Below are 14,548 nucleotides of genomic sequence, written 5' to 3'. Positions count from 1 at the left end.
CCCGGACCGGCCTGATCGTCAGGCTGCAGCGAGCAAGTGCGCCTTCTCGGGGTGCTGCTCGAACCACTCACCGACGTACCAGCACAGGGGCACGACCGTCCGCCCACCCCTCGCCTCGATGTCGGCCACGGCGAACGCGACGAGTTCGCCGGCGAGGCCGCGGCCGCGGAAGGGCGGAGTCGTGAAGGAGCGCACGAGCGATACTGTCCCGCCGCTCTCGCGGTAGTCGAGGACGCCCGCCAGAGTGCCGTCCAGGTGCAGCTCGTAGCGCGACGCGTCGTCCGCCCGGCGGAAGTCCTTGGCCATCTGTCCAGCGTAGAACGATCGAGGCGCCTCAGGCGTGGTCGTCGAGGATTTCGCCGTCGAGGTAGAGCCACTGACCGTCCTCCCGCACGAACCGGCTGCGCTCGTGCACGAGTCCGAGGCCAGCGGGCGAGCGGTAGGACGCGCGGAACTCGACCAGTCCTTCGTCGTCGCCCTCGCCTCCGCGAACCGTGTCGACGATCTGGAGGCGACGCCAGCGCACGTTCTCGTCCAGGTGGATTCGGGCGGGCCTCGTGGAGGGATGCCAACTGGCCAGCAGGTATCCGGCGCTGCCGAGAACGTTGGCGGTGTAGCGGCTGCGCATCAGGCGCTCCGCCCTCGGCGACGGTTCCTCTCCGAGATGGGCGGGACGGCAGCAGTCGGCATAGTGGCGGCGGCTTCCGCACGGGCAGGAGTCGGCGGGATGCATCCGGTCAGTGTGGCACCGCGCGCGTCCACGCGCTCCCAGGTGTGCGTCGCCTCCGTATCCCCTCGACATCGGCGCCCCCCTCTTGAGGTCCGCCGCCGTTCTCGGCAACGTGGCCCCCTCATCGATCACCGACGGAAGGAATGACCCGATGCTCACCCTCACCGATAACGCCAGCACCGTCGTCAAGACCATCACCGGACAGACCCAGACCCCCGTGGAGGGCGGCCTGCGCATCAGCGGGAACGACCTCGACGCCAGCAACTTCGCGGTCGCCGTCGCTGCGGCGCCCGAGACGACGGACGCCGTCGTCGAGCAGGATGGGGCGCGGGTCTTCCTCGACGTCGCGGCCTCGGACGCACTCGGCGACAAGGTGCTCGACGCCCAGGTCGACGAGGGCGGCGCCGTCAGCTTCGACCTCACTCCGCAGGACTGAGTGGCGCAGCAAGAGCCGCCCTTCCGCTCGTCGGAAGGGCGGCCCTCAATGTTTTCAGACCCTGCGGTTCCGGCCGGTCAGGACAGGATGTCGCGCGTGGTGAAACGGGCGATAGCGAGGGAACCGAACACCGCGACGTAGGCGAGCTGCAGTACAGCGTTCTCGCCGAAGGAACCCCAGGCAATCGGGTCGCGCAGCAGATCGGCAAAGTCGAACCAGCGATGAGTCAGCAGGAACGGGTGCAGAACGCTGAGCTGCGACAGCGATCCCACGATCTGCGCGGCAATCGACACCACGACGGTCGCGGCCATCGCACCGACGGGTACGTCGGTGAGCGTCGAGATAAAGAGACCGATCGCGGCCAGCCCCACCAGTGAGAGAGCCGCGTAGACAGCGATCGTCAGCGCCCGCCCGATCGCGTCCAGCAGCGGCACCGTGGTTCCGGAGAGCAGTGTCACCGGCCCCGCCGGGAACAGCGCCAGGCCGATCAGGATCCCGGTGACCATCACCGTCAGCGCCGCAGCAAGGCAGAAGGCGAGGGTGGCGGCGAATTTGACGGCGAGAAGCCGCACCCGGCCGACGGGGGTTACCAGGAGGTAGCGCAGGGTGCCGAGCGAGGCCTCCCCCGCGATCGCGTCGCCCGCGACGACTCCGACCGTGAGAGGCAGGAAGAGCGGCACGGCGACGGTGATCGCAGCGAGACCCGTGAAGAGCCCGTTGCTGGCGATCGCTCCCACAAAGGAGGGGCCGCCGCCCTCGCCAGAGAGCCGCACGGCGACCGCCAGCAGGACCGGGATCGCGGCGAGCGCCGCGAGCAGAGCCCAGGTTCGGCGGCGGCGGAAGAGCAGGGCAAGCTCCGACACGAGCAGTGAGCCGACTCCGGTCCCCCGTCGCTCGGTGACCTCAGCGCTCGACATCAAAGCCCTCCCCGGTCAACTCAACGAAACGCTCCTCGAGAGAAGGACGGCGCACGGAGAAGCCGCGCACACGCACGTCGGCCTCGACGAGTGCCGCGACCAGTGCCTCGGGGGCGAGTCCGGGCGGCAGTACAGCGGTGACGAGCGGCGGATCGGCGGGATGCGCTCCCGGAGCGGTCTGCGGCTCGAGTCCCCGCGTGCGGAGGGCGACAACGGCGCGCTCGCGGTCGGGGGTCAGCAGTTCGACGGAGGCGGCGTCGCCGCGCAATTCGTCAAGCCCGCCCTGCGCGACCAGGCGGCCCGTCCGCATGACCGCGGCGTGAGTGCAGAGCTGCTCGATCTCGGCGAGGAGGTGGCTGGAGACCAGAACGGTTGTGCCGTCCTCGTTGAGTCCGCGCACGAGAGAGCGCACCTCGCGCGTGCCCTGCGGATCGAGACCGTTCGTCGGCTCGTCCAGCACGATCAGATCGCGGGGGGAGAGGAGCGCCACGGCGATGCCGAGCCGCTGCTTCATCCCGAGGGAGTAGGAGCCGACCTTCTTGCGGGCGGCGACAGAGAGGCCGACGCGCGCCAGTGCCTCCTCCGCCCGGGCCGTGCGGGTGCGGGAGGAGGTGCCCGGCTCCGCGGCGTCGAACCGGCGGAGGTTGGCGGCACCAGAGAGGAACGGGTAGAAGCCGGGGCCCTCGACGAGAGCGCCCACCCGCGGGAGAACGTCGGCGGAGCGTCGCGGCATCTCCGAGCCGAGGACCGTGATGCTGCCCTCGGTGGGCGCGGCCAGCGCGAGCAGCATCCGGATGGTCGTGGTCTTACCTGAGCCGTTGGGTCCCAGGAAGCCGAATACTGCTCCACGCGGGACAGCGAGGTCGAGACCCGAGACGGCCTCCTGGCGCCCGAAGCGCTTGGTCAGGCCGCGGGTCTCGACCGCTAGCTCGCTCGTGGTCACCGAGCGTCGGCTGCGGCGCGCAGGGCCTCGACCGGCACTGCACCGGCGAGGACGCGGCCGTCGTCGGTGAGGAGCACGGTCAGGAGTGCGGAGGAGAGGACGCGGCCCCCGTCGGTGGGCGTGGTGATCGCATTGAGGGAGCCGCCCGCCTCCATGTCGCCGGCGGGCAGTTCGACAACGGTGTTCCAGCCGGTGCCGGTCACGCTGACGTCCTCGGCGCTCGGCGCCTGTGAGTCGTCGGCCTCCGCGGACGGAGCGCCAGACGGCTCGTGCTCGGAGGCCGCCTCGTCACTCACCTCGGCGCCCGCAGGGGGCGTGAAGGAAAAGAGTGCGGAATCGGGAGTGGAGAAGTCGATGCTCGTGTAGGCCACGCTGAATGCGGGAGCGGTTCCTCCGCGAGCGGTCACGGCGACGCCGAGGGGAAGGCCGGTCTGACCGTCGACCGAGACGGTCACGGAACCGACGAGGGTGCCGCTATCACGCGGGGTAAGGACGAGCTCGTAGGCGTCGCGCCCGGCGACGCGGACGTTGGAGCCCACCGCGACGGTGGTGGTCGGGTCGACAGCCGCCAGCAGCTTCTCGGCGGCGGAGGTCGGGGTGACCACCCGATCGCCTGGCTGGTCCGGCTCCGCACCGGCCTCGGACGGGACGACGTGGGTCGCCGCATTCGCGCTCGAATCGTAGATCCAGACCCCGTCGGCCTTGGAGGCGATCACATCGCGCTCGGCGAGCCGGTCGAGGATCTGGAGGCGGGCTCCCTGCGCAGGATCGACGTACACCCGCGCCTGATGCGAGCCGGTGGCCAGTTCGAGGAGAGCGTCGGTGCCGGAGGCGTCGCCACTGGCCGCGCCGGTGGATCCGCCCAGCGCTGAGAGGTCGGGCAGGCCGAGCGCTGACGTCTGCTGGATTTCGCCGGAGAAAGCGGTCGGCACGCTCTCGGCGACGAAGGAGAGGAGGTCCGCGGCGGACTTCTCGGGGAGGTCTCCCGCGGCACTCGCGGAGAGGGGGAGGGCGACGGCGGCCGCGACGACGACCGCGGGCACGATGACGACGGGCGTCCAGCGCTTCCAAGAGTGACTCATAAGGGGCAACGCTACGCCCCGAAACGCGGAGACGGCTGCGAAGGACGGTGATGCAGGGCATTACAACAGGGTCATGCAGGGCATTACAACAGAATCGAAGGGATGCGGCCCGCCCGCCCGCCCGGGATGATCGGGGAATGGACCTCGCGCTCCCCCTCGCTCCCATGCTCGCTCGGGCCGTGCCGGCGGTGCCCGAGCAGGACGCGGTCGCTGGCGGCTACTCCTACGAGCCGAAGTGGGACGGATTTCGCGCCATCGTGTCGGTCACGGAGGGAGTATGCGAGATCGGGAGCCGGGGCTCCAAGCCGCTGACGCGGTACTTCCCCGAGCTGGTCGAGGCGTTCCTGCGGCTCCTCCCGGACGGCTGCGTGCTCGACGGCGAGATCGTCCTGGCGACCGGCGAGACCGGCGCACAACGACTCGACTGGGACCTTCTCTCGCAGCGCATCCACCCGGCAGCGAGCCGCGTCGCGATGCTGGCGAAGTCGACTCCGGCGATGCTCGTCGCGTTCGACCTGCTCGCCGTTGACGGCAGGAGCCTTCTCGAGGAGCCCTACTCGGCGCGGCGGGAGGCGCTCGCCGCGCTAGTTGCGGGCATGCCGCATCCGCTCCACCTGGGGCGCACCACAGCCGACGAGGCGCTGGCCCGCGACTGGCTCGAGCGATTCGAGGGCGCGGGGCTCGACGGAGTGATAGCGAAGCCGCTCGCCGCCCACTACTCGCCCGGCAAGCGCACGATGCTCAAGGTGAAGCACCACCGCACGGCCGACGTGATCGCGATCGGCTACCGCGCACACATCTCTAAGGTCGGCGTGGGCTCGATCCTGCTCGGGCTGTACGGCGACGACGGCGAGGTGCGCCAGGTCGGCGGCGCCTCCGCCTTCAGCGACGAGCGGCGGGTGCAGCTGCTCGACGAGCTCGCGCCCGCGGTCGAGCGGAACGAGGCGGGCGAGCCGGTGCGCGGTGACGGCGAGCGGAGCCGGTTCTCGGGCGGCCGAGACACCTCCTTCGTGCGTCTGCGTCCCGAGCTCGTGCTGGAGGTGCGCTACGACCAGCGCGAGGGCGACCGGTTCCGGCACACCGTGCAGTTTGAGCGGTGGCGGCCAGACCGCGAGGCCGCATCGTGCACGATGGAGCAGCTAGAACAACCCACGGCGTACGACCTCGGGGATGTACTGGGCTGATCGAGCCGTCAGCTTTTCCTGGCGCGGCTCGGATGCACGCGGGGCGGCTCCCCGGGCATCTTGGGGAAGTCGGGGGGAAAGGGCAGCTCGCCCAGTCCCCCGGCGAGATCACGCTCCCACCAGCCGAGCAGCGCCTCGAGGCGACCCGGCACGTCGTGCATCCGCGCCCACGGGTCGCCCCGCTCGGCGAGTCGTGCCGGCACCGAGCGGATGGTGAACTGCCGCGGGTCGACTCCGTCGAGTTCGTCCCACTCCAGCGGAGTCGAGACGGGCGCGTGCGGGAGCGGCCGAGGACTGTATGCGCCGGCCATCGTGCGATCGCGATTCGCCTGGTTGAAGTCGACGAAGATCCGCTCGCCGCGCTCCTCCTTCCACCACGCGGTCGTGACCTGCTCGGGCATCCGCCGCTCCAGTTCTCGGGCCGCGGCGATGACGGCGTGCCGCACGTCGAGGAACTCGTGCTCGGGGACGATCGGGGCGAAGACGTGCAGCCCACGATTCCCCGAGGTCTTCACGAAGGGATCGAGGCCCGCCTCCCGGAGGACCTCGCGAAGGGCGTGCGCGGCGACAACCGCGTCGGCGACGTCAGTTCCCGGCTGCGGGTCGAGGTCGATCCGGAGTTGATCGGGCAGGTCGGACGCCTCGGCGCGAGACGCCCACGGGTGGAAGACGACGGTGTTCATCTGCGCGGCCAAGACGGCGACGGCCGGCTCGTCGATCACGAGCTGCGGATGCACCCGTCCGCTCGGGTAGGTGACGGCGAGTGAGCGCACGTACTCTGGCGCGCCCTTCGGCGGGTTCTTCGAGAAGAACTGGTCACCGTCGATTCCGGAGGAGAAGCGCTGGAGAGACACGGGGCGGCCGCCGTTCGCCGCGACGAACGCTTCGCCGACGGCGACGAGGTATTCGGCGACCTCGAGCTTCGTGATTCCCGGCTCCGGGAAGAGCACGCGTCCCGGGCTCGAGATTCGCACCTCCCGATCGCCGTTCGGTCCGGGGACGGTGAGGACGACGGCGTCGCTGCTGGGCATCTGCTGAGGCTAGCCCGCGGTGCGGCCGGGCGACAGGGGGCCTCCGGGGCGCCTCCGCAGCCTGATCGGGCCCTTGGCCCGGGAGGGATCGACGACCTGACCGCCCTGGACGATGTCGATCTCACCGCGGTCGACGAGCCGGCGGGCGGCACGGCGGACCGGTTCCATCAGCGGGCGCCACTCCTCACCGCCGACCCTGCGCGCAACCTCGGACGGGCACGCCGTCGAGGACGCAGCCCGGGCGAGCAGGACGGCGCGGATGCCGTCCTCCAGGCGCTCCTCCTCCGGACCGACCCCGCGGCGCCGACACGTCTCGGAGCAGTAGCGCACGTCATCCCAGTCGCGCGCCCACTTCGCGCGCCACTCGATCTCGCGGCCGCAGGAGGCGCAGGTCTTGCTCTCGGGGTGCGCGGAGGAGGCGCGGGGACGGTGAGCCATACCCCCGAGTGTGCACGCGGCGGGCTACGGGGCGCGACGGGTTGCGCTGCGGGCGGTGCATCGTTGCGATGTGCACGATGTGCAGGGGTATGCACGATGTGCAGGGGTGCGCACGATTCGCAGGGGATCTCGACCGACGCGTTAGTTCGGCGGGCGGGAGATCGTTCTCACAGCCGTCGTACCTGCACATCACAACTGCACATCGAACGTCCTCCGCCTCAGTCGTCGAGAGGCGCGCCCCGGAGTGAGGTTGGCAGCGGCGCGGGACGCAGAGGGCCGTCATTCCGCGAAATAGAGTCACCCTCCGCCTCCTGGTGCGTCAGGCTGGAGGGGTCACCCAGCGGTGCGATGCAGGATCACGCTCGTCGCTCCCTCGAACGATCAGGAGCTCCGATGAGCCGTGAGAACCTCGCCACCACCCCGAACGCCGAGCCGGGGGGTACCGAGCCGAAGCACCATGCCTTCGCCGGGCTCTCCCCGGAAGAGTTCAAGCTCGCGTTCCGCAACCACGCGGCCGGGGTCGCACTGATCACCGCCGATCCGGGCACGGGGCCGGTCGCACTGACTGCGACCTCCGTCTTCTCGGTGAGCGCCGAGCCTCCGCTCTTCGTCTTCTCTCTGTCGTCCGCGTCGTCAAGCTCTCCGGCGATCCAGGCGTCCGAGACGCTTGTCGTGCACCTCCTCGATGCGAGTCAACTCGATCTCGCGCGACTTGGCTCGACCAGCGGGATTGATCGCTTCGCCGACACGTCCCTCTGGTCGCGGCTGCCCACGGGCGAGCCGTATTTCCCCGGGACGTCCGCGTGGATCCGCGGCACGGTGATCAACCGCATGGAGGCGGGGGCGTCGACGATCGTCGCCGTGCACGCCCTCGAGGCGCACGTGCCGGATGACTCCGAGGCCACGGCTCCGCTCGTCTATCACAACCGCACCTGGCACCACCTCGGCGAGCACTCCCGCCTGCGCTGAGTGCCGCCACTGCCGCCACGACTGTCCACAAGTTGTCGCACTCGGCACCCACTGCGACAACTTGTGGACAGTCGCTGACGCGCGGGGATACCCGGCGCCGCCGAGAAGCCGAAAGTTGTCGCACTCGGGGGTCGAGTGCGACAACTTTTGGACAGTGGCGGCAGGTCAGTGGGCGGCGGCAGGTCAGTGGGCGAGCACAGGTGCCGGAGACGCCAGCGCCGCGACTGCGACCGGGCGGCGGCGGCGGAACAGCAGCACCGTGAGCACCGCGCCAACCGCGTAGAAGCCCGCACCCCAGCCGTAGGCGACGGCGTAGCTCTGCACCGCGGCCTCTGCGGCGATCGTCGCCGTGACGGGAGCGTGCGACGCGAGGTAGTCCGTCACAGCCGTCGCGGCGAGGGTGTTCAGCAGCGCAGTCCCGATCGAACCGCCGACCTGCTGGCTGGTGTTGACCATCGCGGAGGCGACTCCGGCGAACTGCACATCCACTCCACGGGTGGCGGTCTGCATCGATCCGGGCATGATCGTGCCCATCGCGAGACCGAGCAGCATCAGCGCCGGCAGTACGTCGGCCGCGTAGCCGCTACCGAGGTCAAGGCGCGTGAGCAGCAGCATGCCGATGACACCGAGCACCATGCCGACAGGGACCATGATCTTTGGGCCGAGGCGCGGCAGCAACAGGTTGGTTCCGAGCTGCGCGGCGAGCACGAGCATCCCGATCATCGGGAGGAAAGACAGCCCCGTCTGGATCGGCGAGTAGCCGAGCGACACCTGCAAGTAATAGGTGACGAACAGGAAGATGCCGAACATGCTCGCTCCGGCGATGAGTACCGAGAGGTAAGCGGCACCGCGGTCACGGTCGAGCACGATCTGCAGGGGCAGGAGGGGATGGTCTGCGGTGCGCTGGCGGAGGACGAAGCCTGCCAGCAAGACGCCGGCGGCCACGAGCGGTCCCCAGGTGAGAGGCGAATCCCAGCCGTCGGTCTCGGCGTTCGCGAAGCCGAAGACGAGGCCGAAGAGCGCAGCCGAGACCAGTAGGGTGCCCGGCACGTCGAGCTGGGGGCGCGGGCCGGAGCGTTCGATCGGCGGCACGAAGACGATGGCACCGATCACGGCGACGATCGCGATGATTACGTTGATGTACAGGTTCCAGCGCCAGTCGAAGCTCTCGGTGAGCACGCCGCCGAGGAGCAGGCCGACGGCTCCTCCCGCACCGGCGATGGCACCGAACACGCCGAACGCGCGGGCGCGCTCCTTGGGGACAGTGAAAGTCGTGGTCAGCACGGCGAGCGCCGTTGGGGCGAGGAGCGCGCCGAACACGCCCTGGAGAGCGCGAGCGGCGATGAGCAGTTCGAAGTTCGGAGCCGCTCCGCCCAGGGCGGAGGCGATGGCGAAGCCGATCAGGCCGATCACGAAGGTGCGCTTGCGGCCGATCAGGTCGGAGAGGCGTCCGCCGAGCAGGAGGAGGCTGGCGAAGGCGAGGGAGTAGGCGGTCACGACCCACTGGCGGTCGCCGTCGGAGAAGCCGAGGTCGGCCTGCGCGGCGGGGAGCGCGATGTTCACGACGGTCGAGTCGAGCACGACCATCAGCTGGGCCAGGCCGACAGCCATGAGGGTCCACCAGCGGCGGTTCGAGGAAGCCGGAGCGGCGGTCGCCGGCTGCAGAGAGGTCTGTGTCATGCCAGCGACCATATACGAGACGCCGCAGTTTCGGAACTGCGTAGTTCTTCAATTAGCATGGTGTTCACACGGGGCCGGTCCGACCCACCGCCGAAACAGACAGGAGCAGCCGCAATGACGCCGCCCACTCCCCCCACCGCCTGCGAAACTGCCCGCCCGGGCCGCCGCCGCGACCCCAACCGCGACCTCGAGATTCTGACAGCCGCCCTCGATGTGCTCGCCGAAACCGGCTACGAGGGAATGACCATCGACATGGTCGCCGCCCGCGCCAAGGCAGGCAAAGCCACGGTCTACCGGCGCTGGGAGTCGAAGGCCGAGCTCGTCCTCGACGCGCTCGCCTGCCTCAAGGGCGCGGACCTGTCCGAAGAATCCCTTCCCGACACCGGCTCCCTCCGGGGCGATCTGGTCGCGCTGATCAAGCCGCACGCCATCGAGGACACCGAGCGGAAACTGCGCATCATGTCCGGAGTGGTCGCCATGATCTCTCAGGCGCCCGAGCTGGCGGACACGGTCCGCACTGTCATCGTCGAGCCGCGCGCGCGGGCGATCCGCTTTCTCCTGAATCGGGCGATTGCCCGCGGCGAAATCTCGGCCGACATCGACGTCGAGCAGCTGGCGCTGATCGCGCCCTCGATGACCGCCTACCGCGTGCTGCTGCTGCGGGAGCCGGTGAACCGCGACTACCTGATCTCGCTGGTCGACGCGGTGCTGCTGCCGGCGGCCGGAGTGCGCGCGTCTGTCTGAGCCCGGGCACCTGGCGGGCAACGGCGATGCCGTGCGCGGGCGGGGACGACGAAGGCCCGCCCCCCGGGACGGGGAGACGGGCCTTCAGTCACCGTGCAGACGAACCTAGTAGCGGTAGTCCTCGCATGCGTCGCCGGTGTTGTGTGCATCGAGGCCGGCGAAGTCGCCGTACCACTGCGCCCAGAACTCGAAGAAGTTCTGAGCCGCGGCTCGACTCGGGAAGTCCTTGCAGTCCTGATCCGCGGGACGGGGCAGTGCAGGTGCAGGCTGGTTGCTCTGCCACAGCGCACTACCCGAAGCGGAAGAGATCACGAGGTTGCCGTCGTTCTGCATGACCATCCGAGCGCCCGGGTTGCCACCGGTCGCCGACTGCCAGCGCACCCCGGAGGGCCCGTAAATCACAGCGTTGCCGTCGGACTGCATCTCGAGGCGGTTGCCGCCCCCGGACGTGCCGGTACTCCAGCGGACGCCGCCTCCCGAGTACACGACGAAGTTGCCATCGCCCTGCATGATCGCTTCGCTGCCCCCGTCGCTTGAACGCAGCCGCTGGTTGACGGTCAGGCGGTCGCCCCCCGGGAGCGTGTCGCTGACGACCGGAGACGGCAGGGTGTCACTCGCCCAGAGTGCCCGGCCCGAGGCGGAGGAGATCACGAGGTTGCCGTCGTTCTGCATGACCATCCGAGCGTCACTGTTTCCGCCCGTGCCCGACTGCCACAGCACACGGCCGTCCGTGGCGTAAATCACCGCGTTGCCGTCGCTCTGCATCACGAGGTGGTCACCCTCGCCCAGCGTGCCTGCGGCCCAGCGGACGCCCCCGCGCGCGTAGACCACGAAGTTGCCGTCGCTCTGCTGCATGGCGCGGGAGCCGCCGTCGGACGAGATGAGCTGCTGGCCGCGGTGCAGCTCGCTACCGCCCGCGAGGACATCGCCGATCACTGGCCCGGCCTGGTCGCTGCTCGCCCACAGAAGCCGGCCCGAGTCCGCAGAGACGACCAGGTTGCCGTCGTTCTGCATGACCAGCCGCGCCCCGGGGTTGCCCGAGGTGTTCGAAGCCCAGCGAATACCTCCGCCTGGCCCGTGGACGACAGCGTTGCCGTCAGACTGCATCTCGAGGCGGTTGCCCTCTCCGAAGGTGAGGGAACTCCAGCGCGCAACGCCATCGCTGTACACGACGAAGTTGCCGTCACCCTGCATCATCGAGCGTGAGCGGCCGTCCGGGGAGGTGAGCTGCTGACCTGCCGAGAGCGACCGGCCGCTCGCCAGAACATCCTGAGTCGCCGACTGCTCGCTGTCAGAACTCCACGCAGTCGAGGAGTCCGAGCGAACGATCACGAGCCGCCCGTCGTCGCGGATCATAGCCACCGCGCCGACAGTGCCTTCCGTCCCGGAACTCCAGAGTGAAGCGCCGTCTGCCGAGTAGACGACGAGGTTGCCGTCATCCTGCATTCGGAGGTAAGAGCCGACGCCCTGGGTCCCGGTGTTCCAGGCGGTGTGCCCGCTCGAGTCGTCGATCACGGTGTTACCGTCGCCCTGCATCTTCAGGCTGTAGGAGCCGTTCGCCGAGACAATCTGTTCTCCGGGGTCGAGATATTCGCCGGCGACAAGTGCGTTGGAGTAGGTTCGCGTGCCGCGCGCCTGAGCGGTCGGGGCGGTGGAGGAGGTGCCCGGAACGAACACGGACGCCGGCGAGTCGGAGACAGCGGCGGGCAGGGCAGAGGCGACTGGCGCGAGAGCGGCCGCTCCTCCGGAGGCGAGGAGGCAGGCGAGGGTGATCGCCGCCAGGCGGCGAGTGGGTGGCTGTGGCACTGGTGTTCCTTTCGAGAAGCGGTGTCTGCGGAACCGCTCAGGAGCGAGCGGAGCTTTTCATGCGCACGCATCGACCATCCGGCACTCGGACGCGGAACCATAAGACCCCGCCGCAACCCGTCGTTGTGCGTCATCTCAACAGCAGGGTCGTGGCCGCTTTTTGCCCGATACGACGTGGACTCACTATATGATCGCGGTAAACGCTGCGGCACATCCCGACACAACGGCGGCGCGATTTGACGGGACATCGGGTCCCATCTGGCCGGACCGCACTCCTCCGGGCCCCGCCCCCTGCCACTCGGCGACCGGGCGGCGCGGAGCGGGTCCGCGCGTCTCCTAAAATCGGAGCCATGTCGAAAGTGTTGAGCAGTCTGCCCGTGGGCGAGCGTGTCGGAATCGCATTCTCGGGAGGCCTCGACACATCCGTCGCCGTCGCCTGGATGCGCGAGAAAGGCGCCGTGCCCTGCACCTACACGGCTGACATCGGCCAGTACGACGAGCCCGACATCGAGAGTGTCCCGTCTCGCGCGGCGCAGTACGGTGCCGAGATCTCGCGCCTGGTCGACGCGAAGAGCGCGCTAGTGGAGGAGGGACTCGTCGCCCTACAGTGCGGCGCGTTCCACATCCGCTCGGGCGGCAAGACCTACTTCAACACCACTCCCCTGGGCCGCGCGGTCACCGGCACGCTGCTGGTGCGCGCGATGCGCGAGGACGGCGTGGACATTTGGGGCGACGGGTCCACCTATAAAGGCAACGACATCGAGCGGTTCTATCGCTACGGCCTGCTCGCGAACCCGCGCCTGCGCATCTACAAGCCGTGGCTCGATGTGCAGTTTGTCAACGAGCTGGGCGGCCGCACCGAGATGTCCGAGTGGCTCGTCGCCCGCGGCTTCCCCTACCGCGACGCCACCGAGAAGGCGTACTCGACCGACGCCAACATCTGGGGCGCTACCCACGAGGCGAAGCGCCTCGAAGAGCTCTCGAGCGGCCTCGAGTTGGTCGAGCCGATCATGGGAGTCGCCTCGTGGCGCGACGAGGTCGAGATCGCCTCCGAAGTCGTCTCGGTGCGCTTCGAGGCCGGCCGTCCGGTCGCGCTCAACGGCAGCGAGTTGTCGGATTCGGTCGCGCTCGTGCTCGAGGCGAACGCGATCGGTGGCCGCCACGGACTCGGCGTCTCAGACCAGATCGAGAACCGCATCATCGAGGCGAAGAGCCGCGGCATCTACGAGGCACCGGGCATGGCACTCCTGCACATCGCCTACGAGCGCTTGCTCAACGCGATCCACAACGAGGACACCGTCGCCCAGTACCACTCCGAGGGCCGCCGCCTCGGCCGCCTGATGTACGAGGGACGCTGGCTCGATCCGCAATCGCTGATGTTGCGCGAGTCCATCCAGCGCTGGGTGGGCTCCGCCGTGACCGGCGAGGTCACCCTGCGCCTACGCCGCGGCGATGACTACACAATCCTCGACACCACCGGACCTGCACTGAGCTACCACCCCGACAAGCTCTCGATGGAGCGAGTCGGCGACGCCGCGTTCGGCCCCGAGGACCGCATCGGCCAGCTCACGATGCGCAACCTCGACATCGCCGACTCCCGCTCGCGCCTCGAGCAGTACGCCGCGGCCGGGCTCGTCGGCGGGCCCACGGCCGAGCTGGTCGGCGAACTCGAGATCGGCGAGGCCGACGCGATCACCGAGGGCGGCGGCTCGGCGGCCGCCGATGCGCTCGGCCGGGCGACGGACCTCGCCTCCGAGGGCGCCGCCTTCGACGCCGGTACCGACTGACGCGGACCCCTGGGCCGGTGTTTCGCTGGACGCGGCGTCCGTCGTCTCCGGCGCTCGGTCGCGGCGCACGCTCGACGCCCCTGCGCACGCACGCCGCGGGACGCCACCGTGCATCCGGGCATCCGCCGAGTACCGCGGCATCCGCGGAGGGCTCCGCCTCGCGGAGGAGCACTCAGGGGGCGGCGGCACGCACCAGCGCGAGCGCCGCGTCCACCGTCGCGAGAGACTGCGCCGGATCGACGCGCGCCAGCACGAGCGCGGCCACCACCAGCGAGACCAAGACATCCGCCTGCCCGGACGCCCAGTCAGGCGCTTGCGGCCAGCGTGCCAGCGCACCGGCCCGCAGTGCACGGAGCAACTCCGCACGGTAGTCGGCGATCACGTCGCGCACCGCCTCGTCTCGCGCGATCGGCGCGCCCGCGGCGTTCAGGAGGAGACAGCCGCTGCGGGCCGAGAGGTTCCGCGCGTCGGCGAGCGCCGCGCGCAGTCCGATGAAGTAGTCCTCAAGGGCCGACGGCGATGCTCCGGAGGCAGCGACGAGGGGTACCAGCCGCGGCCGCACCACCTCGTCAAGGTAGCTCTGCACGGCGGCGTCGAAGAGCCCACGCTTGCTGGCGAAGGCGTGGTAGAGGCTAGAGCGGCCGAGCCCGGTTGCCGCTTCGAGTGCCGGGAGGGACGCCTCCTCGAAGCCGTTTTCCCAAAACACGGCGCGCGCGGCACGGACGACCTGCTCGGTCTCGAAGCCCTGCGTGCGACCCACGGTGCCTCCTCCTTGCCGGTGTCTCACGCCGCGCTGGCGCG

Annotated in this window: 15 protein-coding genes and 1 pseudogene; 5 read left to right on the top strand and 11 right to left on the bottom strand. The window is 69.8% G+C overall.

All coding sequences use genetic code 11. The features are described 5' to 3' along the window. Positions 1-18: 18 nt before the first annotated feature. The 3 genes and pseudogenes from HRF29_RS00245 to HRF29_RS14730 form a co-directional block, all read right to left on the bottom strand. A complete protein-coding gene (locus tag HRF29_RS00245; RefSeq protein ID WP_173242978.1) occupies positions 19-306 on the bottom strand; it encodes a GNAT family N-acetyltransferase in 288 nt (95 codons plus the stop codon). 28 nt (positions 307-334) lie between these two features. Next, entirely contained in the window at positions 335-628 is a 294-nt protein-coding gene (locus HRF29_RS00240; RefSeq protein WP_246226599.1) for a YchJ family protein, read from the bottom strand. Positions 629-670: 42 nt separating this feature from the next. Continuing rightward, positions 671-733 (bottom strand): annotated as a pseudogene (locus HRF29_RS14730) (SEC-C metal-binding domain-containing protein); the annotation flags it as partial. Between the two features lie 148 nt (positions 734-881). On the opposite strand from HRF29_RS14730, the gene HRF29_RS00235 reads away from it, so the two are divergent. After that, positions 882-1,166 (top strand): Fe-S cluster assembly protein HesB, encoded by a 285-nt coding sequence (locus HRF29_RS00235; protein WP_173242972.1) that lies wholly within the window; start codon positions 882-884, stop codon positions 1,164-1,166. A 77-nt stretch (positions 1,167-1,243) separates the two neighbouring features. On the opposite strand, the gene HRF29_RS00230 is transcribed toward HRF29_RS00235, so the two are convergent. From HRF29_RS00230 to HRF29_RS00220, 3 genes are read right to left on the bottom strand one after another with little or no spacing between them, the layout of a single operon-like run. Then, positions 1,244-2,083, bottom strand: a complete 840-nt coding sequence (locus HRF29_RS00230) for an ABC transporter permease (protein WP_173242968.1) — start codon at positions 2,081-2,083, stop codon at positions 1,244-1,246. After that, positions 2,070-3,026, bottom strand: coding sequence for an ATP-binding cassette domain-containing protein (locus tag HRF29_RS00225; protein WP_173242965.1), 957 nt, complete (start codon positions 3,024-3,026; stop codon positions 2,070-2,072). Before HRF29_RS00225 ends, HRF29_RS00230 begins: the two co-directional genes overlap by 14 nt. Then, the gene (locus HRF29_RS00220; protein WP_173242962.1) at positions 3,023-4,108 is read right to left on the bottom strand and encodes a LolA family protein; all 1,086 of its coding nucleotides are present in this window, start codon (positions 4,106-4,108) and stop codon (positions 3,023-3,025) included. Before HRF29_RS00220 ends, HRF29_RS00225 begins: the two co-directional genes overlap by 4 nt. 137 nt (positions 4,109-4,245) lie before the next feature. Between HRF29_RS00220 and HRF29_RS00215 the strand changes: the two genes are divergently transcribed. Further along, on the top strand, positions 4,246-5,292 hold the full coding sequence (locus tag HRF29_RS00215) for an ATP-dependent DNA ligase (protein WP_173242959.1): 1,047 nt from the start codon (positions 4,246-4,248) through the stop codon (positions 5,290-5,292). A gap of 8 nt (positions 5,293-5,300) precedes the next feature. On the opposite strand, the gene ligD is transcribed toward HRF29_RS00215, so the two are convergent. Together ligD and HRF29_RS00205 are read right to left on the bottom strand one after the other, a co-directional pair. Next, positions 5,301-6,323: a non-homologous end-joining DNA ligase gene (gene ligD / locus HRF29_RS00210; RefSeq protein ID WP_173242956.1), complete on the bottom strand. Its 1,023-nt coding sequence runs from the start codon at positions 6,321-6,323 to the stop codon at positions 5,301-5,303. A gap of 9 nt (positions 6,324-6,332) precedes the next feature. Continuing rightward, positions 6,333-6,761 carry a DUF2256 and DUF3253 domain-containing protein gene (locus HRF29_RS00205; RefSeq protein ID WP_173242953.1) on the bottom strand — a complete coding sequence of 143 codons (429 nt, stop codon included), beginning with the start codon at positions 6,759-6,761 and terminating at the stop codon, positions 6,333-6,335. 393 nt (positions 6,762-7,154) lie between these two features. On the opposite strand from HRF29_RS00205, the gene HRF29_RS00200 reads away from it, so the two are divergent. Further along, positions 7,155-7,730, top strand: coding sequence for a flavin reductase family protein (locus HRF29_RS00200; RefSeq protein WP_173242950.1), 576 nt, complete (start codon positions 7,155-7,157; stop codon positions 7,728-7,730). 183 nt (positions 7,731-7,913) lie between these two features. Here HRF29_RS00200 and HRF29_RS00195 read toward each other — a convergent pair whose 3' ends face one another. Then, a complete protein-coding gene (locus tag HRF29_RS00195) occupies positions 7,914-9,410 on the bottom strand; it encodes an MFS transporter (protein ID WP_173242946.1) in 1,497 nt (498 codons plus the stop codon). 114 nt (positions 9,411-9,524) lie between these two features. On the opposite strand from HRF29_RS00195, the gene HRF29_RS00190 reads away from it, so the two are divergent. Continuing rightward, positions 9,525-10,154, top strand: coding sequence for a TetR/AcrR family transcriptional regulator (locus tag HRF29_RS00190; protein WP_173242943.1), 630 nt, complete (start codon positions 9,525-9,527; stop codon positions 10,152-10,154). A gap of 105 nt (positions 10,155-10,259) precedes the next feature. On the opposite strand, the gene HRF29_RS00185 is transcribed toward HRF29_RS00190, so the two are convergent. Further along, positions 10,260-11,960 (bottom strand): hypothetical protein, encoded by a 1,701-nt coding sequence (locus HRF29_RS00185; RefSeq protein WP_173242940.1) that lies wholly within the window; start codon positions 11,958-11,960, stop codon positions 10,260-10,262. A 350-nt stretch (positions 11,961-12,310) separates the two neighbouring features. Here HRF29_RS00185 and argG point away from each other — a divergent pair, with 350 nt between their 5' ends. Continuing rightward, the gene (gene argG / locus HRF29_RS00180) at positions 12,311-13,747 is read left to right on the top strand and encodes an argininosuccinate synthase (protein ID WP_173242938.1); all 1,437 of its coding nucleotides are present in this window, start codon (positions 12,311-12,313) and stop codon (positions 13,745-13,747) included. A gap of 172 nt (positions 13,748-13,919) precedes the next feature. Here the strand turns inward: argG and HRF29_RS00175 are convergent, their stop codons facing one another. Continuing rightward, complete coding sequence (locus HRF29_RS00175; protein WP_173242935.1) at positions 13,920-14,507, bottom strand: TetR family transcriptional regulator; 588 nt, start codon at positions 14,505-14,507, stop codon at positions 13,920-13,922. Between the last annotated feature and the right edge of the window lie 41 nt (positions 14,508-14,548).

Origin of the sequence: Rathayibacter agropyri (assembly GCF_013249015.1) — a bacterium.
GTDB classification, from domain to species: domain Bacteria; phylum Actinomycetota; class Actinomycetes; order Actinomycetales; family Microbacteriaceae; genus Rathayibacter; species Rathayibacter agropyri.
The sequence above is the reverse complement of the archived record's forward strand: the minus strand, read 5'-3'. Positions and strand labels throughout refer to the sequence as shown.